Annotated in this window: 16 protein-coding genes; 7 read left to right on the forward strand and 9 right to left on the reverse strand. The window is 62.6% G+C overall.

Going from position 1 to position 19,475, the window contains the following annotated elements; translation table 11 throughout:
- The first annotated feature begins 7 nt into the window (after positions 1–7).
- Both PI93_RS16265 and PI93_RS16270 read left to right on the forward strand, forming a co-directional pair.
- Complete coding sequence (locus tag PI93_RS16265) at positions 8–1,684, forward strand: sensor domain-containing diguanylate cyclase (RefSeq protein WP_144400447.1); 1,677 nt, start codon at positions 8–10, stop codon at positions 1,682–1,684.
- Between the two features lie 47 nt (positions 1,685–1,731).
- The gene (locus PI93_RS16270; protein WP_039374403.1) at positions 1,732–3,036 is read left to right on the forward strand and encodes a phospholipase A; all 1,305 of its coding nucleotides are present in this window, start codon (positions 1,732–1,734) and stop codon (positions 3,034–3,036) included.
- Between the two features lie 77 nt (positions 3,037–3,113).
- Here the strand turns inward: PI93_RS16270 and PI93_RS16275 are convergent, their stop codons facing one another.
- Positions 3,114–3,536, reverse strand: coding sequence for an EamA family transporter (locus PI93_RS16275; RefSeq protein ID WP_039374402.1), 423 nt, complete (start codon positions 3,534–3,536; stop codon positions 3,114–3,116).
- Between the two features lie 168 nt (positions 3,537–3,704).
- Here PI93_RS16275 and PI93_RS16280 point away from each other — a divergent pair, with 168 nt between their 5' ends.
- Positions 3,705–3,920: a DUF1289 domain-containing protein gene (locus PI93_RS16280; protein ID WP_039374401.1), complete on the forward strand. Its 216-nt coding sequence runs from the start codon at positions 3,705–3,707 to the stop codon at positions 3,918–3,920.
- On the opposite strand, the gene PI93_RS16285 is transcribed toward PI93_RS16280, so the two are convergent.
- Entirely contained in the window at positions 3,901–5,334 is a 1,434-nt protein-coding gene (locus PI93_RS16285) for an aldehyde dehydrogenase family protein (protein ID WP_039374400.1), read from the reverse strand. The two genes, PI93_RS16280 and PI93_RS16285, sit on opposite strands and share 20 nt — an antisense overlap.
- A gap of 253 nt (positions 5,335–5,587) precedes the next feature.
- Positions 5,588–7,183 (reverse strand): ABC-F family ATPase, encoded by a 1,596-nt coding sequence (locus PI93_RS16290; RefSeq protein WP_039374399.1) that lies wholly within the window; start codon positions 7,181–7,183, stop codon positions 5,588–5,590.
- A 280-nt stretch (positions 7,184–7,463) separates the two neighbouring features.
- Here PI93_RS16290 and PI93_RS16295 point away from each other — a divergent pair, with 280 nt between their 5' ends.
- Positions 7,464–8,006, forward strand: coding sequence for a cupin domain-containing protein (locus tag PI93_RS16295; RefSeq protein WP_052240989.1), 543 nt, complete (start codon positions 7,464–7,466; stop codon positions 8,004–8,006).
- Positions 8,007–8,098: 92 nt separating this feature from the next.
- Here the strand turns inward: PI93_RS16295 and PI93_RS16300 are convergent, their stop codons facing one another.
- The 4 genes from PI93_RS16300 to PI93_RS16315 form a co-directional block, all read right to left on the reverse strand.
- On the reverse strand, positions 8,099–9,247 hold the full coding sequence (locus tag PI93_RS16300) for a BMP family ABC transporter substrate-binding protein (protein ID WP_039374398.1): 1,149 nt from the start codon (positions 9,245–9,247) through the stop codon (positions 8,099–8,101).
- 81 nt (positions 9,248–9,328) lie between these two features.
- The gene (locus tag PI93_RS16305; protein WP_039374396.1) at positions 9,329–10,258 is read right to left on the reverse strand and encodes an ABC transporter permease; all 930 of its coding nucleotides are present in this window, start codon (positions 10,256–10,258) and stop codon (positions 9,329–9,331) included.
- Positions 10,259–10,268: 10 nt separating this feature from the next.
- Positions 10,269–11,375 carry an ABC transporter permease gene (locus PI93_RS16310; protein ID WP_039374395.1) on the reverse strand — a complete coding sequence of 369 codons (1,107 nt, stop codon included), beginning with the start codon at positions 11,373–11,375 and terminating at the stop codon, positions 10,269–10,271.
- 90 nt (positions 11,376–11,465) lie between these two features.
- Positions 11,466–13,025 (reverse strand): ABC transporter ATP-binding protein, encoded by a 1,560-nt coding sequence (locus tag PI93_RS16315; protein WP_039374394.1) that lies wholly within the window; start codon positions 13,023–13,025, stop codon positions 11,466–11,468.
- A 217-nt stretch (positions 13,026–13,242) separates the two neighbouring features.
- Between PI93_RS16315 and PI93_RS16320 the strand changes: the two genes are divergently transcribed.
- Complete coding sequence (locus PI93_RS16320) at positions 13,243–14,181, forward strand: LysR substrate-binding domain-containing protein (RefSeq protein ID WP_039374393.1); 939 nt, start codon at positions 13,243–13,245, stop codon at positions 14,179–14,181.
- Positions 14,182–14,357: 176 nt separating this feature from the next.
- On the opposite strand, the gene PI93_RS16325 is transcribed toward PI93_RS16320, so the two are convergent.
- Both PI93_RS16325 and PI93_RS16330 read right to left on the reverse strand, forming a co-directional pair.
- Positions 14,358–15,716 (reverse strand): 8-oxoguanine deaminase, encoded by a 1,359-nt coding sequence (locus PI93_RS16325; RefSeq protein WP_039374391.1) that lies wholly within the window; start codon positions 15,714–15,716, stop codon positions 14,358–14,360.
- A complete protein-coding gene (locus PI93_RS16330) occupies positions 15,716–17,083 on the reverse strand; it encodes a nucleobase:cation symporter-2 family protein (RefSeq protein WP_039374390.1) in 1,368 nt (455 codons plus the stop codon). Before PI93_RS16330 ends, PI93_RS16325 begins: the two co-directional genes overlap by 1 nt.
- 436 nt (positions 17,084–17,519) lie before the next feature.
- Here PI93_RS16330 and uraH point away from each other — a divergent pair, with 436 nt between their 5' ends.
- Complete coding sequence (gene uraH / locus PI93_RS16335; protein ID WP_039374389.1) at positions 17,520–17,870, forward strand: hydroxyisourate hydrolase; 351 nt, start codon at positions 17,520–17,522, stop codon at positions 17,868–17,870.
- Between the two features lie 40 nt (positions 17,871–17,910).
- Positions 17,911–19,116: a urate hydroxylase PuuD gene (locus PI93_RS16340; RefSeq protein WP_039374387.1), complete on the forward strand. Its 1,206-nt coding sequence runs from the start codon at positions 17,911–17,913 to the stop codon at positions 19,114–19,116.
- Positions 19,117–19,475: the final 359 nt, after the last annotated feature.

Here is a 19,475-nt window from a genome sequence, read left to right on the forward strand (position 1 = left end):
TTTGCCGTTGACCAACGCTCTGTTCAATCCTCGCCGCACCGCTTCTGTCTTTCGCAGCGGCCTGGCCGTTCTCGTGTGCATCCTCGTCGCCTGGGGGCTGGCCCGCTTCGCCGCCGATCAGTTGGTGGCGAACCGTTCGGCGCGGCTGCTCTTTGAAGAGCGTAGCGTTGCGACCCGCCTCGCGCACGGCACCGTCCACACGGTCAACCAGGACCTGATCCTGATTCGCGGCATCCCGCAGGTGCTTGCCCAGATCGAACAGCTTCAAGACGCCGCGGCCAGCATCGCCACCCATCCCCTCAAGGGGGTGCCGCCGGACAAAGCGCGTCAGACGTTGTTGGCCAACGCCGTGCTCAAACCCGTCAATGACCTGCTGCGTGCGGCACAGCTCTACTTCGGTGCGGATCTCGTCTGGCTGGGCACACCGGATGGCGTGACGATCGCTTCGAGCGATGCGTACACGACCAGCTCACTGGTCGGCGACAACTACGGCGACCGCGGCTACTTCAACGCTGCCGTGCTCGGCGGCGCCGGGCAGCAATATGTCATCGGCCGCAAGACCGGCCTGCCCGGCATCTACTTCACCGCGCCCGTCTATCGAGACGGCCTGCTGGTCGGTGTGATGGTCGTGAAACTCGGCCTGCGCCGGCTGGCCCACTGGGTCGACTCCGGCGCCTCCTTCGTTACGGACACCAACGGCGTGATCGTGCTCGCCAACGATCCGACGTTCACCGGCCTGGCGGTCCCCGGCGCCGAGGTCTTCAAACTGACGCGACCTGAGCGGCGTCATCTCTATCAGCAGGAAGACTTCACCGTCGCACCCATCGAAGACTACGACCTCTCGCCCGGCACACCGGAACTCATGCAGCGCGCCCACGAGGAGGAGGAAGGCGAGCACCATGCCCGTCTGGTCCGTGTGCGCCCCGACAACCAGCCCTATCTTCTGGAAGCCGAACCATCGGCAGACAGCGAACTGGTCATCTACACCATGAACGAAGCGCCGACGCTGGGCAGCCTGTCCATTGAGCGACGGCGCTATGCGACATTGGTCTTCGCACTGCTACTCAGCTCGGCGGGCGCGCTCTGGCTGCTCGTTCGCTACCTGCGCCGCGAAAAACTTCAGTTGACCGACACATTGGCCAAGAATGCGGCACTCGAACACGAGGTCAAATACGATGCGCTCACGGGAGCGCTGTCACGCGGGCACTTCCTCAAACGCCTGCGGGCCGAGGTTTCGAAAGCGGATTCGACCGGGGCGCCCACCTGCGTGATCCTGGTCGATCTGGACCATTTCAAACAGATCAACGACACTTGGGGTCATGCGCTCGGCGATACCGTGCTGGCCACCTTTGTCCGTCTTTGTCACGAATCGTTACGCGAAGATGACATCTGCGGTCGTTTGGGAGGCGAAGAATTCGCTATCATCCTGAGTGGCGCCACGGAAGCCCGTGCCCTCGAAGCCGCAGAGCGATTGTGTGAATCGGTACGCACGGCCCGCATCTCTGTCGATAGCCGAGCGCTTCAGTTCACGATAAGTGCCGGCGTAGCGCAGTGGCACGTTGGTGACGACGACAACGCGTGGCTGCAACGTGCCGACGCAGCGCTGTACCTTGCCAAATCTCGCGGACGCGATTGCTGCGCCCGCGAATCCGACCTCCGGGTACTCACCCGAGGCGGGTCGTAACAGACTTCGGGCTCACCGGCCCGGGGTCGCCAACCCAGACCGGACCGATGCCCAAGACGAATCTCGCCACATTCGCCCCGTCGCCGTTGCGCGCCATCCAGATCGGCACAGTTGCCCTTTGCGTGGCCCTGAGCAGTACCGCCAATGCCGAACTCTCGCTCTTGCAGCCACCACGCGCCCTCACGGGCGGCGCACCGTTGCAACTCACGCTGCTGGCCACTCAGGACAGCCCGGGCCGCGAGACGATCAAGCTGCCGGACGAAATCGTCGTGCGTGTCTCGAATGACGACTTCAAGCCCACTCTGCTTCATCTGAAGCGTGCCGCCGTGGCCCCCGCGGAAGTTACGCTGTCGAACGGCCAGTTCCGGCGTATCCCGTATTCCGCCACGCTCCCGAAGGAATTGCGCGGCACCGTGCGTCTCGAGCCAGTCGACTGGGATGCCTCGACAACTACCATCGTGCTCGATCGCGCCGCCCCGGCCGAACCGATGGTGGCGGCCGCACCGGCCTCTGCCGCAGCATGGGGCGCAGCAGCGCAAGCCTCCGGAGAAAGCGCCACAGCAGCGGCTGCGGTTCCAGCATCCGGCGCAATGGCCAGCGCCCCCGCCGACGCGATTGCGCCGACCACCGATACCGAATTCGCCCGCATTTCGTCAAACGAGCCGATGTACATTGCCTTCGGCAAGAACGGCGACGCGAATGCGCGATTCCAGCTCAGCTTCAAGTTCCACATTCTCAAGCCCGACAACCCGGCATCGAAGTCTTTTCTCGACAACCTGTATTTCGGCTACACGCAGTTGTCGATCTGGGACTTGCAGGCCGAATCGGCGCCATTCCGCGACTCGAACTACCGTCCAAGCCTGTTCTATTACCTCCCGGATACCGGTGCACGAGCCAACTGGTTCACGTCGCTGGGCGTCGCAGCAGGTATCGAGCACGAGTCCAATGGCAAAGCCGGAGACGACTCCCGCAGCATCAATACGGTCTTCGTCAAGCCGATCCTGACGTTCGGCAACCCGTCCGAATATCACTGGACGGTCGCACCGAAGCTCTACGCCTATCTGGAAAAGAGCGATAACCGCGATATCCAGAACTATCGCGGCTATATGGATCTGCTGGTGCTCTGGGGTAAGCCGAATGGCTGGCAGATAGGCGCCACGCTGCGCAAGGGCATGAAGCGCAACTACGGCAGCGTAGATGTGCAGGTGACTTATCCGCTCGGCAAGCTGATCCCTGGCACCGGCGGCTACCTCTGGCTCGGCTACTTCACGGGCTACGGCGAAGACCTGCTCGACTACAACCGTCACTCGCCATCGCAGGTGCGGATCGGGTACAGCGTATTCCGCTGGTAACAAAGCCGTGGTGCCGGCTGACCCACTTGCAGGTGCAGCGGCTCGAGGCGCCAGTTGCCCGTCGCTGCCCGGTAGAATTACAGCACCAGCACGAGCGCGCCTGCGACAATCAGCGCACCGCCCAGGGCCTCCTTGAGCGAGAACGGCTCCCCGAGGATCACCCAGCCAACCAGCATCGCCATCGCGACGCTGAGCTTGTCCAACGGCGCCACCCCCGACACCGGCCCCAACTGCAATGCACGGAAGTAGCACAGCCACGACAAGCCGGTCGCGATGCCGGAAAGCACCAGGAACAGCCAGGTATTCGCGCTCAGGCTCGTCGGCCGCTGCCACTCGCCACGCATACCCACGATCGCCAACGTCACTGCAAAAATAATCACCGTGCGAATCAGCGTGGCCATATTCGAGTTGACTTGCGCCACCCCGAGCTTGCCGAACACGGCCGTCAATGCGGCAAAGAACGCCGACCCCAGCGCAAACAGTTGCCAGCTACGCAGCATAGAGCACCACCGTCGTTAGATGAGATTTGAGGACTGCCAACCTGAAACTCGCCGAAAAGTCCACCGCCGGCACCCTGCCATAGGGGAATGGCAGCCGCTCAGGCCATCGGTGAGATAATGGCGAATCCTTGTAACACCTGGCCGCTTCCGGCCAAATCCGCCTCCCCTATGTCCGAACTGCACGACCGCCCCGACAGCCCCTGCATTGGCGTTTGCTCGACGCTCTTCGACGACGTCTGCAAGGGTTGCGGCCGTACCGCTTACGAAGTGTCGAACTGGGTGTTCTTCACCGACGAAGAGAAGGCTGCAATCTGGGAGCGCATCAACCGCGAAGGCACGGCAATGCGCTATTGCGATAACGGATCTACGACTTCGCAGACTTGAATTGCAGCGACTTGTACTCGAGGAATTCCTCGAATCCGTACACACCGTTTTCCCGTCCGTGCCCCGACTGCTTGAAGCCGCCGAACGGTGCCTGCATATTGAATTCCCCGCCATTGATGTCGACTTGCCCGGTGCGAATCTGACGGGCTACACGCACCGCGCGCGACTCGTCCCCTGACCACACGCCACCCCCCAGTCCGTAAATGGAGTCGTTCGCAATGCGCACGGCATCCGCCTCGTCCTGATACGTAATGATGGAAAGCACAGGGCCGAAAATCTCCTCTTGCGCGACGGTCGCCTCGGGAGTCACACGCCCCAGCACCGTCGGCTGAACGAAGAATCCCGATTCGAAGCCTGCCGGCACGGCATCGCCGCCAGCGATCAGTTCGGCGCCTTCGGCAAGTCCCTTGCGAATATAGGTCTGCACTCGCTCGCGCTGTGCGGCAGATGCGAGCGGTCCGAGACGCGTCGTTTCCTCACGCGGATCGCCGAGCGTGAAGCGGGCCACAGCCTCCTTGGCCAGGGCTTTGACTTCCTCATAGCGCGAGGCGGGAACGAGCATGCGCGTGTGGGCCGAACACGTCTGGCCAGAATTCAGATAGCAGGCGTTGAGCGTGCCTTTGACCGCTGCTGCAAGATCGGCATCGTCAAGGACCACCGAGGCTGATTTCCCCCCCAGCTCCAACGCCACGCGCTTGACCGTTTGGGATGCCACTTCGGACACACGTTTGCCGGCTCGCGTCGAACCGGTGAACGACACCATGTCGACATCGGGGTGCCGTGCGAGCACTTCACCGACGACCGGCCCCAGCCCCGTGACCAGATTGAACACGCCTGCCGGGAGGCCCGACTCGGCGATGACCTCTGCCAGAATGAACGCGTTGAATGGCGCCACCTCCGATGGTTTGAGCACCACCGTACATCCTGCGGCCAGCGCTGGCGCTACCTTCAGCGTGATCTGATTGAGCGGGTAGTTCCACGGCGTAATTGCGCCGACCACGCCCACCGGCTCGCGCACCACCAGCGAATTGCCCACGCGCGCCTCAAACTCGAATGTCTCGGCCAGCTCGGCGTACTTGTTCCAGTGATAAACCGGGCCGCCCACCTGAATCGCGCGAGCAAGCTTGATGGGCATCCCCGTCTCACCCGTAATGACGTTTGCCAGATCGTCCGTGCGCGCCTTCAGGCCCGCAGCGATCTTTCGCAAGTAGCCTGCACGTTCGGCCGGCGGCGTCGCCGCCCAGGCATCGCGCGCTTTGAGCGCGGCGGCCACCGCCGCTTCCGTGTCTTGCGCCGCCCCCTCGGGAATGCGGCCCATGAGCTTCGCATCGGCGGAGTGGAAGACATCCAGCGTGCCGCGCCCAACCGGCGCAACCCATTGACCGTCGATGAAGAATTTGTCGTACGTAATCATGCAATGTCTCCTGCTGGCAGATGAACGTCGAACGGGTATTGTAGTCCGCTCTCCTCCGCGACTCCCGGTCTCGCATCGAAATCGGGCGGCGCCGAGCCGCGCCTTCCGGTATTCCCAGTACATGGTCGGACAACACCTATGCCAGCCACCAGCATCGCCTCGCCCAGCCACCCCGTAAACGCAAACAGGGCGCCTGCCATGCAAGCGCCCTGTCGGTATTACGCGTGTTGCGCGAACGTCTCGACGATCGAGGTCAGACTTCCACGCCCTGGCTGGCCAGGTATTCGTCGTAGGTGCCGGCGTAATCGATCAGCGTGCCATCGTTCTTCACTTCGATGATGCGCGTGGCCAGACCCGACACAAATTCGCGGTCATGCGACACAAAAATCAACGTGCCCGGGTACTTGTCGAGGGCGATCTGCAGCGACTCGATCGACTCCATGTCCATGTGGTTGGTCGGCTCGTCCATCATCATCACGTTGTGACGGCCCAGCATCAGCTTGCCCCAGATCATGCGGCCTTTCTCGCCACCGGAGAGCACGCGCACCGATTTGCGCACGTCGTCGCCGCCAAACAGCAGACGGCCCAGCGAGCCACGGATCACCTGATCGTCGTCGCCCTCCTGCCCCCATTGCGTCATCCAGTCGGTGAGCGACACGTCTTCCGGGAAGGCTTCCGACGTATCTTGCGGCATGTAACCGATATTGGCGTTCTCGGCCCACTTCACGTGGCCCTCATCGACCGGCAGGTCCGCCATCAGGCTGCGCAGCAGCGTGGTCTTGCCGGCGCCGTTCTCGCCGATGATCGCCACCCGCTCGCCCGCGCGCACCGCGCCCGAGTAGTTCTTGAAAATCTGGCGATCGAACGACTTGCCAATACCCTCGAATTCGAACGCGAGGTTGTGCAGCTTCTTCTCGAACTCGAAGCGGATGAACGGGTTCTGGCGCGACGACGGCTTGATGTCTTCGACCTTGATCTTGTCGATCTGCTTGAGACGGCTCGTCGCCTGACGTGCCTTCGACTTGTTTGCGGAGAAGCGGCGCACGAAGTCCTGCAGATCGGTGATGCGTTCCTTCGCCTTGGTGTTGGCCGCCATCTGACGCTCACGCGCCTGTGCCGAGGCCAGCATGTAGTCGTCGTAGTTGCCCGGATAGATCTTCAGCGTGCCGTAATCCATATCGGCCATGTGCGTGCACACGGCGTTCAGGAAGTGGCGATCGTGGGAGATGATGATCATGGTGGAGTTGCGCTCGTTGAGCACGTCTTCCAGCCAGCGGATCGTGTTGATGTCCAGGTTGTTGGTCGGTTCGTCGAGCAACAGCACGTCCGGGTTCGAGAACAGTGCCTGTGCGAGCAGCACACGCAGCTTCCAGCCCGGCGCAACGTTGCTCATCGTCCCCTGATGCTGATCGATGGGAATGCCCACGCCCAGCAACAGCTCGCCGGCACGCGCTTCGGCCGTATAGCCGTCGTACTCGGCAAACTTCGCTTCGAGTTCGGCCGCGTGCATGTAGTCGTCGTCCGTCGCTTCCGGATTCGCGTAGATGGCGTCGCGCTCGCTCATGGCGGCCCACATTTCGGTGTGGCCCATCATCACGACGTCCAGCACGCGCATGTCTTCATACGCGAACTGATCCTGCTTGAGCTTACCGAGACGCACGTTAGGCTCGAGCATGACGTTGCCGGCGCTCGGCTCCAGGTCGCTGCCGAGGATCTTCATGAACGTCGACTTGCCGCAGCCGTTGGCGCCGATCAGGCCATAACGGTTGCCCCCGCCGAATTTGACGGAGATGTTCTCGAAGAGCGGCTTGGCGCCGAATTGCATCGTGATATTGGCAGTAGACAGCACAGGCGGTATCCGGGGAAATAAAGTGCGGCGGCACAAAATTGCGCCACGAAACCCGACATTTTAACACCGATGCGTGTCATGCGCCCTCCCGCCCCTCAGCGCTTGTGAAGGCTCCGAAATGTGGGGCCACAAAGGAATTGGGTGGCCTTCCAGCCTTAGGCTGCCCGCAGCCGCGCGGCGCCGCCTGAGGATGTCAGGCACCGCTTAGCGGCCAGACAACGCCGGCGTGAAGCCCTTTTGCAGGCTCCGACGCCTCCCTCACCTCCTTGACCCTCCTAACATGCATCTTCTAACGTCCACCACACGCGTGCTGCGCCCTTCCTGCCCTCACCGTCAACGGCGTCTCGGTCACCTTTTTGGCGCCGTTGCGCTCTCGATCGCCGCAGTCGCCTCCCCCTCTGCCATCGCCGACAACGCCCACCGCGCCGACGTCAGCACCGAAACCCTCGTGAAATCGACGACCGCATGGGATCAGACCCGCTATACGGCATATCCCTCAGGCACGCCCGAGCCAACCCTCGTGCGCATCACCCTCGCGCCCAACACCCGACTGGACTGGCATACGCACCCCATGCCGGCCATCGGTTATGTCGCGTCTGGACAGATTACCGTCGAGCGCGCGGATAACGGCGCGCGCCATTCCTTCGTCGCCGGGCAGACGGTAATGGAACTCGTCGACGTGCCGCATCGGGGCTGGACAGGCGAGACCGGCGCGGAACTGCTGGTTTTCTACGCGCGCTCGGTGCACCAACCGCTCGCCGTCGCCTCGCCCAATGCTGACAAGCTCGCGCAAGACGACGCCGTGCAAACACCCCTCGACTGACGCATGCACAACGCGTGAAGACATAAAAAAAACCGCCGGCAAACACCGGCGGTTTTCCTGACAATGTCCTACTACAAGAGCGGCAGTTGTCGTTACTGCTTCGGCAGCGAGCCTTCGACACCTTCGACGAACCAGTTGATCTGGTGCTTCTCGTCGTCGTTGAGCGTCTTGCCGGCCGGCACGATCTCCTTGCCGTCCTGCCCCTTGATCGGACCGGTGAACGGATCGTACTTGCCGTCGCGAATGGCGTCATGGCGCGCTGTCACCGCCTTGCGGGCAGCTTCCGACACGGCCTTGTCGTTGATGGCGACGAGGTTGATCTCGTCTTCCTTGATGCCCCCCCAGACCGGCGTGTTCTTCCAAGAGCCCTGCATGACTTCGTCGACGGTGCGCAGGTAATACTTGCTCCAGTCGATGGCCGCCGAAGCCAGATGGGCGTTCGGGCCAAACTTGCTCATGTCCGAATCCCAGCCAAAGGCGTGGATCTTCTTCTCTTCGGCGACTTGCATCACCACGGCCGAGTCGACGTTCTGCATCAGCACGTCGGCGCCCTGCCCGACGAGCGATTCCGCCGCCTGACGCTCCTTGCCCGGATCGAACCAGCTATTGATCCAGACGACCTTCACCTTGACCTTCGGATTGACTTCACGCGCCGCGATGGTGAAGGCATCGATGTTGCGAATCACTTCGGGAATCGGCACCGATGCCACATAGCCGATCACATTGGACTTCGTCACATGCCCGCCGACTACGCCGGCCAGATGCGCGCCCTCATAGGTACGCACGTCATACGTGCCGAGATTCGGCGCCGTCTTGAAACCGGTGGCGTGCTCGAAAGTCACATCCGGGAAATCGGCGGCCGTCTTGACCATCGAATCCATGTAACCGAACGACGTGCCGAAAATCAGCTTGTTGCCCTTGCTCGCCAGATCGCGGAACACACGCTCCGAGTCGGCACCCTCGGGCACGTTCTCCACGCGAGTCACGCTCACCTTGTCGCCATACTTCGCTTCGACGGCCTTGGCGCCTTGCTCGTGAGCAAAGGTCCAGCCAGCGTCGCCCGGGTTGCCGATGTAGACAAACGCCACGCCCATCGGCCCCTTGCCTGCCGGCGCCGCCGATGCCTGCGCGTCGGACGCCGCCGCCGGCGCATTCGCGGTGTTGCTCTCCTGCTTGCCGCAGGCGGAAACCAGCATGGCAGCCGCCAGGCTTGCCATCGTGATCAGGACTTTACGTCGCATCGATTCTCTCCTCGTCATCGATTGTTTCAGGTTGATTCTTTGGTCACGTACTGAACGCTCACGCTGCCCGCAGGCAACGCGTCAAGACCCCGCAAAGAACGGTTTTCCCAGCGACGCCGGCGCATTCAGCCGGATCGTCTGGCGGTTGCGCGAGATGATCACCAACACCACGATCGTCGCGAGATACGGCAAGCTCGCCAGCGCCTGCGACGCAATGCGGATGCCCATCGCCTGCGCCTGGAATTGCAGCGCCATGACCACGCCGAAGAGCAGCGCGCCAAGCGCCGTGCGTCCCGGGCGCCATGTCGCAAACACCACCAGCGCCAGCGCAATCCAGCCGCGGCCAGCCGTCAGGTTTTCTTGCCACAGCCGCAGATAGCCAACCGAGTAATACGCGCCGGCCAGCCCCGACATTGCGCCACCGAACAGTGTCGCGAGATAACGAATGCGCACCACCGGATAGCCGATGGCATGGGCGACCGCAGGTGCCTCGCCAATCGAGCGCAGCACCAGTCCGGCGCGCGTGCGGTACAGGAACCCGGCAATCGCCACGAGCAGCACCACCGAGAGATAGCCCAGCGGGTTAAGCGAAAAGATCGACGGCCCCAACACGGGAATCGACGACAAACCGGGAATCGGCAGGTCGCGCAACATCGGGATGGTGGCGTCGGTGTACGGACGGCCCACGTAAGCCGACAATCCCACACCGAAAATTGTCAGCGCCAGCCCCGTGGCCACCTGATTGGCCATGAGCGAGAGCGTCAGCCACGCGAAGATGGCCGACATCGCCACGCCCGCGGCAATCCCCGCGAGCACGCCGAGCCAAAGGCTGCCGGTCTGCACCGTCACGGCGAACGCGCCGATGGCTCCCATCAGCATCGTGCCTTCCACACCGAGATTGAGCACGCCCGACTTCTCCGTCACCAGTTCGCCCAGCGCAGCGAGCATCAACGGAATGGCCGCGATCACGGCACTTGCCGCAAGCGGCGTCAGCAGATTGATCCAATCCATGCGGCGCTCCTCAGACTTGCTGCGCGTGCGCACGGGCACGGCGACGCAAACGGTAATTCACGAAAACGTCGCACCCCAGCAGGCTGAACAGCAGCAGCCCCTGAAACACGCCGCTGATCGCCTTGGGCAGTTGGAGCGACGTCTGCACCGCTTCGCCGCCCAGATACAGCAGCGCCATGAGCAGACTCGCCAGCACGATGCCAACCGGATGCAAACGCCCCACGAACGCCACGATGATCGCCGTGAAGCCGTACCCCGGCGCCCACGTCGCCTGCAATTGGCCCACCGGCCCCGCCACTTCGCCCGTGCCCGCCAACCCGGCGGCGGCGCCACCGATCAGCAACGCCAGCCAGACGGCGCGCGGCTCGGAATAGCCCGCATAGCGGGCGGCCAGCGGCGCGAGCCCGCCGACTTCCATCCGGTACCCGGCAAAGCTCTTGCGCATGAAGAACCACGCAGCGGGCACGGCCACCACCGCCATGAACACCGACGCATTCAGACGTGTGCCACGCCACGGCGCCCAATGCCAGTCGCCGAAGAAGCGTGGGAACAGCGCGTCGCGGCTGAAGTTGATCGACTGCGGGAAGTTCATGCCGTGCGGGTCCTGCCACGGCCCGCTCACCAGATAGATCAGGAGTTGCGTGGCAACGTAGGTCAGCATCAGGCTCACGAGAATCTCGTTGGCGTTGAAGCGCACCCGCAACAGTGCGGGAATCGCGGCCCACAACATGCCACCGAGTGCGCCTGCGGCCATCATCAACGGCAGCAGCCACGGGCCGCCGTGACCGTCGAAATGGATGGCGACGCCCGACGCGAAAATGCCCCCCAGCAGCAACTGGCCTTCCGCGCCGATGTTCCACACGTTGGCGCGATAGCCGATAGCCAGCCCCAGCGCGATCAGGCATAGGGGCGACGCCTTGAGCAGCAACTCGGACCAGCCGTTCAGACTGCTGATCGGCGCGAGGAAGAATGCGGCCATCGCCTGCGCCGGATGCTTGCCGAGGAAACTGAAGATGAGCACCCCGCCGGCCAGCGTAATGAGCGTGGCCACCAGCGGCATGGCGAGCCGCATGGTGCGGGAAGGACTTGGCCTTGGCTCAAGCGTCAAATCGAACATGGTGTCTGGAAATCGATGAAAAACGTTACGGTGTCGGCGACGGCACGAACGAAGGCCCGGCGAGGCAGGTCATGCCGTGGTGCCGAGACGTCAGGCGGCACGGGCGCCCGGACTGCCCGGCCCGCCGGGGAACATCCCCGCCATCCACAGGCCGATCTCGCGAGCGTCAGTCTGCTCGGGCTTGCGCACAGGCGACAGATGCCCCTGCGCCAACACCGTGATCCGGTCGCAAATTTCGAAAAGTTCGTCAAGCTCTTCGGACAGCACCAGCACCGCGACGCCGCGCGCCGACAGGTCGAGCAACTGCTGCCGGATGAAGCTCGCTGCGCCAACGTCTACGCCCCACGTCGGCTGGGCCACCACCAGAACCTTTGGCTCCTGAAGGATCTCGCGTCCGACGATGAACTTCTGCAAATTGCCGCCCGACAGACTCTGCGCTGCGGCATCCGGCCCGCCCGCCTTCACATTGAAGCGCTCGATACACAGCGACGCGAATCGGCGCAGCGCGCTGCGACGAATCCAGCCGCCACGCAGCAATCCGAGGTGCGCCGTGCCAGATGCCCCGAGCAACGCGTTGTCCGTGAGCGACAGGCTCGGCACCGCGCCACGCCCCAGGCGCTCTTCCGGCACGAAGGCCAGCCCAAGCCGCCGCCGCGTGGCCGCGCCCATGCGCCCGACGGCTCGGCCGTTCAAATGCAGCGCCTCGGCCTGCGGCGCGCGAACTTCTCCCGACAGCGCCGCCAGCAACTCCGCCTGCCCATTCCCCGAAACGCCGGCGATACCGACGATCTCCCCCGCATGCACGTCGAGCGTGACGCCGTGCAGCGAGGTGCCGAACGGGTCTTCGCTCGCCATCGATAGCTCACGCAAGGAAAGCAGCACATCGCCCGGTTGATGGGCACGGCGCTCGATCTGCGGCAGCGCGCGGCCGATCATCATCTGCGCCAGTGTCTCCGCGGTCTCCTCACGCGGCACGGCATGCCCCGACACGCGCCCGGCGCGCAGCACGGTCGCGCGGTCGCACAGGTCGCGGATTTCGTCGAGTTTGTGACTGATATAAACGATGCTGCAACCTTCGGACGCCAGCCGGCGCAGCGTGGTGAAGAGCTTTTGGACAGCTTGCGGCGTGAGTACCGAGGTGGGCTCGTCCATGATGAGCAGACGGGGGTTCTGCAACAGGCAGCGCACAATCTCCACGCGCTGACGCTCCCCCACCGACAGACTATGCACATGGCGCGCCGGATCGACCTCGAGACCGTACTGGGCCGAGACATCGCGAATGCGGCCGGCGAGTGCCTTCAGATCGTGTCCGGCGTCGTCGAGGGCGAGGGAAATGTTCTCGGCAACCGTGAGCGTCTCAAACAGCGAGAAATGCTGAAAGACCATACCAATGCCGAGCTTGCGGGCGGCGGCCGGGCTATCGATACGCGTCGGCTGGCCTTCCCAGCGGATTTCCCCGGCGTCGGGGCGCACGGCACCGTAGATGATCTTCATCAACGTGCTCTTGCCTGCCCCGTTCTCGCCGAGTACGGCGTGGATCTCGCCGGGTAACACACTCAACGCGATATCGTCGTTGGCCACCACGCTCGGATAGCGCTTGGTAATGCCAGTCAGCGCCAGACGTGGCGTGGATTGCTGGGGGGATGTCACGGGCGAAGTCTCGGTCCTTGGGCGGGACGAAAATACCCAATTCGCGGCGAAATGTCGAGCATGTGTCAATAACATGGCAAGTCGTGGCCAAGGACAGGCGACAAGCGCCTATTTTGGTGATAGGGGCTTTCCGCTATAGAGACGTCGGGGGCTTGTGCGTCATAATGATTTACTTATGCAATTCAGGGTCCGACATATTCGGATTGTTATATTTCTCATGAGCCAAAACCGCGAACCGATCGACACCTACTTGCTGCGCGTCCTTCACACCTTGTTGATCGAGCGTAGCGTGACGCGTGCGGCCGTCAAGCTGAACCAGTCTCAGCCCGCGATCAGCGCGGCGTTGCGACGCCTGCGCGATATCACCGGCGATCCGCTGCTGGTGCGCGGCAAATCGGGCATGGTGCCCACGGAATACGGTCAATCGCTGTTGGAACCGACGCAGAACGCGCTGCGTGAAATCGAGCGCATCACGGTCCAGCAGTCGAACTTCGATCCGGCAACGACGGTGCGCACGTTCCGCATCGGCTCTCCCGACTACTTGAATACGCTCTTCGTGCCCACGGTCGTCGAGCGCTTTCGCCAGCAAGCCCCGAACGCGCAACTTGAACTGCATTCGCTCGGACCGGCGTTCGATTACGAGCACGCGCTGGAAGATGGCAAGGTCGATATCGTGATCGGCAACTGGCCCGAACCGCCCGAACAGCTTCACCTCTCGAACCTGTTCGTCGACCAGATCGTCTGTCTGGTGCGCAATACGCATCCGTATGCCAAACGCGGCCTCACGCTCGAGCAATACCTCGCCAGCCCGCACCTCGCGCCCACGCCCTACTCCGTGGCGCAACGCGGCGCCATCGACATGCACCTTGCACGCGAGCGACTCAAGCGCAACGTGGTCGTCACGATTCCGTACTTCAATCTGGCGCCGTATGTCCTGCTGAAATCCGATCTGATCTTTACGACGACGCGTCTGTTTGCCGACCATTACGCGGAGTTCTTGCCGCTCACCGTCGTCGAAGCGCCCATCGATTTCCCGCCGATGCAGTACTACCAGTTGTGGCACGAGCGCACACATTATTCAGACGAAGTACGCTGGCTGAGAAGCGTCATTTCCGACGCAACCCGCACGCTGCTCGAGACTCGCGCACTGCCCTGAGCGTCAATGTGTGACGGGGTCCCGCGCCGGCTTTTTTACCGGCGGAGCGGCCCCCACCGCTCCGCCGAACCGAACGGCAGCGCCCCTCATGCACAGGAACACCACCCCGGATTTCCCGATGGCCCATTGCCACGCTCGGCCACACACCATGAATATGTGGCCGGTGTGGCAACGGGTTACCGGGAAGCCTCGGCCAGTTGCCGCGCCAGCGCGTTGTGGCGCGTGACGAGCGACGGCAGGTCGAGCGTCGCCAGACGCCCTTCACGCACCACCACCCGTCCGTTCACCACGCTGTACGCCGCTTGTCCAGGGTTACAGAAAACCAACGCGGCGACCGGGTCGTGCAGACCGCCGGCCATGCCCACACCGCGGGTGTCGAAGGCCACGAAATCGGCCGCCATTCCGGCAGCCAGCACGCCAATGTCGTCGCGGCCCAGCACGCGCGCGCCGCCCACCGTGGCGATTTCCAACGCCTCACGGGCAGTCATCGCACTGGGGCCGAAGCCCACACGCTGCAAGAGCAGCGCCTGACGCGCTTCGTTGATCATGCTGGCGGCGTCGTTCGAGGCCGAGCCATCCACGCCCAGTCCGACCGGCACGCCCGCGTCGCGCATCCGGCGAATCGGTGCAATGCCCGACGCGAGTCGCATGTTCGAGCATGGGCAGTGCGCCACGCCGGTGCCGGTCTTGGCGAAGAGCGCGATGCCCGCGTCGTCGAGTTGCACGCAATGCGCGTGCCACACGTCATGCCCGACCCAGCCCAGGTCCTGCGCATATTCCGCCGGCGTCATGCCGAACTTCTCGCGACTGTAGGCAATGTCGTTGACGTTTTCGGCCAGATGGGTATGCAACGACACACCGTAGTGGCGCGCCATCGACGCCGATTCGCGCATCAGGTCGCGGCTCACTGAAAACGGCGAGCACGGCGCCACGACCACGCGCAACATCGCGTAGCGGCCTTCGTCGTGATACGTCTCGATAAGACGTTGCGTGTCTTTGAGAATGTCGTCTTCGCGCTCGACAACGCGATCGGGCGGCAGCCCGCCCTGGCTCTGCCCCACGCTCATGCTGCCGCGGCTTGCATGAAAGCGCATGCCGATCTCGGCAGCGGCTTCAATGCTGTGATCGAGCTTGCAGCCGTTCGGATAGATATAGAGGTGGTCGCTCGACGTCGTGCAGCCCGAGAGCAGCAACTCGGCCATCGCGGTCTGTGTCGAAACGCGAATCATCTCCGGCGTGAGATTCGCCCACACCGGATACAGGTTCGTCAGCCAGTTGAACAGTTCGCCGTCCTGCGCGGCCGGAATGGCGCGCGTGAGGCTCTGATACATGTGGTGGTGCGTATTGACGAGGCCGGGAATCACGACGTGACCGGTCAGGTCGAGCACCTCGTCGGCCGTGGCCGGCAACGTGTCGCTGGTGCCGACGGCCACAATCCGGTTGTCCTCGACGTACAGCCCGCCGCGGGCAATCTCGCGGCGGCCGGCGTCCATCGTGACCAGTACCTCGGCATTCTTGACGAGCAACGTTTTCATCAGTGCGCCTCCAGCCCCATGCCTGTGCCGTTCTTCTCGCCGTGAGCGTTGGCCGCCGGGGCTTTGAAGCCGTTGAAGTAGGCGTTCAGAATCACGGCCGAGAGCGTAGCGAGCAGAATCCCACTATGCAGCAGCGGCGCGAGTTGCTCGGGCATCTTCGCAAAGAACTTGTTCGACGCGACCGGAATCATCGCCATGCCGATGCTGATGGCCACAATGTACAGGTTGTAACGGTTATAGGCGTAGTCGACCTTCGACAGGATCTTGATACCGGTGGCGAGCACCATGCCGAACATGACCACCCCCGCACCGCCCAGCACGAACTGCGGAATCGAGGCGACGATCACCGACATCTTGGGGATCAGGCCAAAAACCAGCAGGATGACGCCGGCTGCCGCGCAAACCCAACGGCTCTTCACGCCCGTCACCCCCACGAGGCCGATGTTCTGCGAGAACGAGGTATGCGGGAACGTGTTGAACACGCCACCGATCACCGTCGCCACACCATCGACGCGCAGACCGGCCACCAGCGCCTTCTCGTCCACCGGCTTGCCGACGATCTCGCCCAGCGCCAGGAACATGCCCGTCGATTCGATGAACGTGATCAGAATCACAATGGTCAGCGTGACGATCGCCCACGGATCGAACACCGGCATGCCGAAATGGAACGGCAGCACCACGTCAAACCACTTCACCTGATCCAGACCGTCGAAATTGACCTTGTGCAGCATCAGCGCAATCACGAAGCCAAACAGAATGCCCAGCAGCACCGCGATGTTCGAGAAGAAACCCTTCACGAAACGGGTAATCAGCAAGATGAAGATGAGCACCGCGAACGACACGCCCAGATAGACGGGGTCGCCGTAGTCGGGGTTGCCCACGCCACCGGCGGCCCAGTTGATGCCCACGCCGATGATCGTCAGACCAATGGACGTGATCACGATACCCGTGACGATGGGCGGGAAGAACCGCAACAACTTACCGATGACCGGGGCAATGAGCGTTCCGATGATGCCCGACGCAATCGTCGCCCCGAAGATACCGGGCAGCCCCAGCGACGGATTCGTGCCGATGGCAAGCATCGGACCGACGGCCGCAAACGTCACCGCCATGATGACCGGCATGCGAATACCGAACCTGCCGACGCCCACGCTTTGCAGCAACGTGGCGATACCGCAGCACATCAGGTCGGCAGAAATGAGAAAGGCAATCTGATCCTTGGGCAAACCAAGGGCACCACCGATGATCAGGGGCACGGCTACCGCACCCGCATACATCACCAGCACGTGTTGCAGGCCCAGCATGAACAATTTTCCGATCGGCAGTCGTTCGTCGACCGGATCCACGGCTTTCGTTGTCACACTCATTGCGTCTCCATCCCAGGGGGGCTGTTTGATTGATATTTTTGGGGTGGCTCAATGGTGCAGGTCGACGCCTTTTGCGGCAAGACCACCGGGGGCTATAGTGTTTTTTTCATAGAACGTATGCATGAATGCTTATCATGCGTCTCGGGTTTTCCCCGAGAATGCACGTCAGCATTGGGCTTTCCGGACGATGCGCCTCCCGGCGCAACAACACTTCATACGCAGCTTGTTATGTGACGGATAACAGAAGCAAATAGTGGTCCAAAAAATCCCCAATCCGGTGCGTGCGGCGTACCCTCGACACACTGGCACGCGCGATGGATGGCCGTCATCTTTTTGTCTGACGTGACATGGTATGTGCGCGTTTTTATCTTTGGTATTGCGCACGTTACCCGGCCGCCATCTCCCTACAATGCACCCATCCATCACAGGAGACACCATGGGACGACTGACTACCCACGTACTTGATACATCGCACGGCAAGCCTGGCGCGGGCATCCGTGTCGAGCTGTGGCGCGTGGACGGCGAACGCCGCTCGCTGCGCGACGTGCAGACCAACAACGACGGGCGCTGCGACAAACCGCTGCTCGAAGGCGAGGAATTCGTCGCGGGCGAATATGAGCTGGTGTTCCACGCGGGCGATTATTTCGCCGCACAGGGCGTGGACGTCCCGTCGCCGCGCTTCGTCGATCGCGTCGTATTGCGCTTCGGCATTGCCGAGCCTTCCCAGCATTACCACGTGCCCCTTCTGGTATCGCCGTGGAGCTTTTCCACGTATCGCGGCAGCTGAAACGCGAGCGTGAACGTCAGGCAGTTGAGGAGAACATAAGATGGAAGCGTTTATTACCGACTGGGTCAATCTGTTGCTGCGCTGGCTGCATGTGGTCGCAGCGATCGCGTGGATTGGCGAGTCGTTCTATTTCGTGATGCTGGATAACGGTCTGAAGCCGCCCAAGGCGGCCGAGGATAAGCAAAAAGGCGTATTCGGCGAGATGTGGTCGGTACACGGTGGCGGTTTCTACCACGCCCAGAAGTATCTGAACTCGCCGCCGCAGATGCCGGAAGACCTGCACTGGTCGAAGTGGAAGTCGTACACCACGTGGCTCTCGGGCTTTGCCCTGTTCTGCGTGCTGTATCTGCTGCAACCGCAAACGTATCTGATCGACAAGAACGTGATGGATCTGCAACCGGGCCAGGCCGTGGGCCTCGCGGTGGCTTTCCTGATCGGCGGCTGGTTCGTCTATGACTTCCTTTGCCGCATCCTCGGCAAGAACGAGCGTGTGCTGGGCATCGGTGTTGCCCTGTTCGTGGTCGCCGCGACGTATGCCACGACGCACATCTTCGCCGGTCGCGCCGCGTTCCTGATCGTCGGCGCCATGATGGCCACGTCGATGTCGGCCAACGTGTTCTTCTGGATCATCCCGGGACAGCGCAAGAGCGTCGACGCCCTGTCGAAGGGCGAAGTCCCGAACCCGATCTGGGGCAAGCTGGGCAAGCAGCGTTCGGTGCACAACACGTATTTCACGCTGCCGGTCGTGTTCATCATGATCAGCAACCACTATGCGTTCACGTACAGCAATCCGTACAACTGGGTGATCCTCACGATCATCATGGCCGCAGGTGCGATGATTCGTCAGTTCTTCGTGCTGCGTCATTCGGGCAAGAACCTGTACGCGCTGCCTGTGGCGGGCGCTGCACTCCTCGCTGGCGTGGCCGTGTTCGCGGCACCGCGCCCCACCCCGGCACCGGCCGCAGGTGCGCATGGCGAAGCTGCCGCCCCGGCCGTGAAGCTCTCGGAGATCCAGCCGATCCTGACGCAACGCTGCGCCACCTGCCACTCGGCGAAGCCGACGATGATGGGCAGCGCGCCGGCAGGCGTGATGCTCGACACGCCCGCCGAAATCTCGCAGAACGCGCAACGCATTTATCAACAAGCCGTGGCGCTCAAGTCGATGCCGCTGGGAAATGTGACCCAGATGACCGACGACGAACGTCAGAAAATCGCCGCGTGGTTCAACGGCGGCGCACAACAATAACGGCGACGAAAGACTTTCTTGCTGGACCCATGTTGGGGCGCTTCGGCGCCCCTTTTTTTATGGCGCGATGACGGTGCCATTGTCCTTTCCCATCGTGGGATAGCGCTATCTACTCACCGTAAAATCAATCGATTGGGAACTTCGCCATCGTTCGGCAGGTCTGTACTACGCGCCCGGCAGTCCGGGCGTAACGTTGTTCCGAAGGCAGCATCCGCTCAACCTTCCCATGACGTTCAACACTGGCGCGATGCCTCTCAGGGCAGGCGTGTCACGCAAACCATCATGAATTTCCTGCTTTTCTCCGCTTCCCGGCAAGGCGTTGTCTGGGTGCATCTGCACCAGGCGATGTTCCCGCCGTC

This window comes from Pandoraea fibrosis, from assembly GCF_000807775.2.
GTDB lineage: Bacteria > Pseudomonadota > Gammaproteobacteria > Burkholderiales > Burkholderiaceae > Pandoraea > Pandoraea fibrosis.

Bases quoted from the DNA above. Each gene is read 5' to 3' on its own strand.
- PI93_RS16270 (WP_039374403.1), top strand. From the start codon at position 1,732: ATGCCCAAGACGAATCTCGCCACATTCGCCCCGTCGCCGTTGCGCGCC.
- PI93_RS16275 (WP_039374402.1), bottom strand. From the start codon at position 3,536: ATGCTGCGTAGCTGGCAACTGTTTGCGCTGGGGTCGGCGTTCTTTGCC.
- PI93_RS16280 (WP_039374401.1), top strand. From the start codon at position 3,705: ATGTCCGAACTGCACGACCGCCCCGACAGCCCCTGCATTGGCGTTTGC.
- PI93_RS16285 (WP_039374400.1), bottom strand. From the start codon at position 5,334: ATGATTACGTACGACAAATTCTTCATCGACGGTCAATGGGTTGCGCCG.
- PI93_RS16295 (WP_052240989.1), top strand. From the start codon at position 7,464: ATGCATCTTCTAACGTCCACCACACGCGTGCTGCGCCCTTCCTGCCCT.
- PI93_RS16300 (WP_039374398.1), bottom strand. From the start codon at position 9,247: ATGCGACGTAAAGTCCTGATCACGATGGCAAGCCTGGCGGCTGCCATG.
- PI93_RS16305 (WP_039374396.1), bottom strand. From the start codon at position 10,258: ATGGATTGGATCAATCTGCTGACGCCGCTTGCGGCAAGTGCCGTGATC.
- PI93_RS16310 (WP_039374395.1), bottom strand. From the start codon at position 11,375: ATGTTCGATTTGACGCTTGAGCCAAGGCCAAGTCCTTCCCGCACCATG.
- PI93_RS16320 (WP_039374393.1), top strand. From the start codon at position 13,243: ATGAGCCAAAACCGCGAACCGATCGACACCTACTTGCTGCGCGTCCTT.
- PI93_RS16325 (WP_039374391.1), bottom strand. From the start codon at position 15,716: ATGAAAACGTTGCTCGTCAAGAATGCCGAGGTACTGGTCACGATGGAC.
- PI93_RS16330 (WP_039374390.1), bottom strand. From the start codon at position 17,083: ATGAGTGTGACAACGAAAGCCGTGGATCCGGTCGACGAACGACTGCCG.
- uraH (WP_039374389.1), top strand. From the start codon at position 17,520: ATGGGACGACTGACTACCCACGTACTTGATACATCGCACGGCAAGCCT.
- PI93_RS16340 (WP_039374387.1), top strand. From the start codon at position 17,911: ATGGAAGCGTTTATTACCGACTGGGTCAATCTGTTGCTGCGCTGGCTG.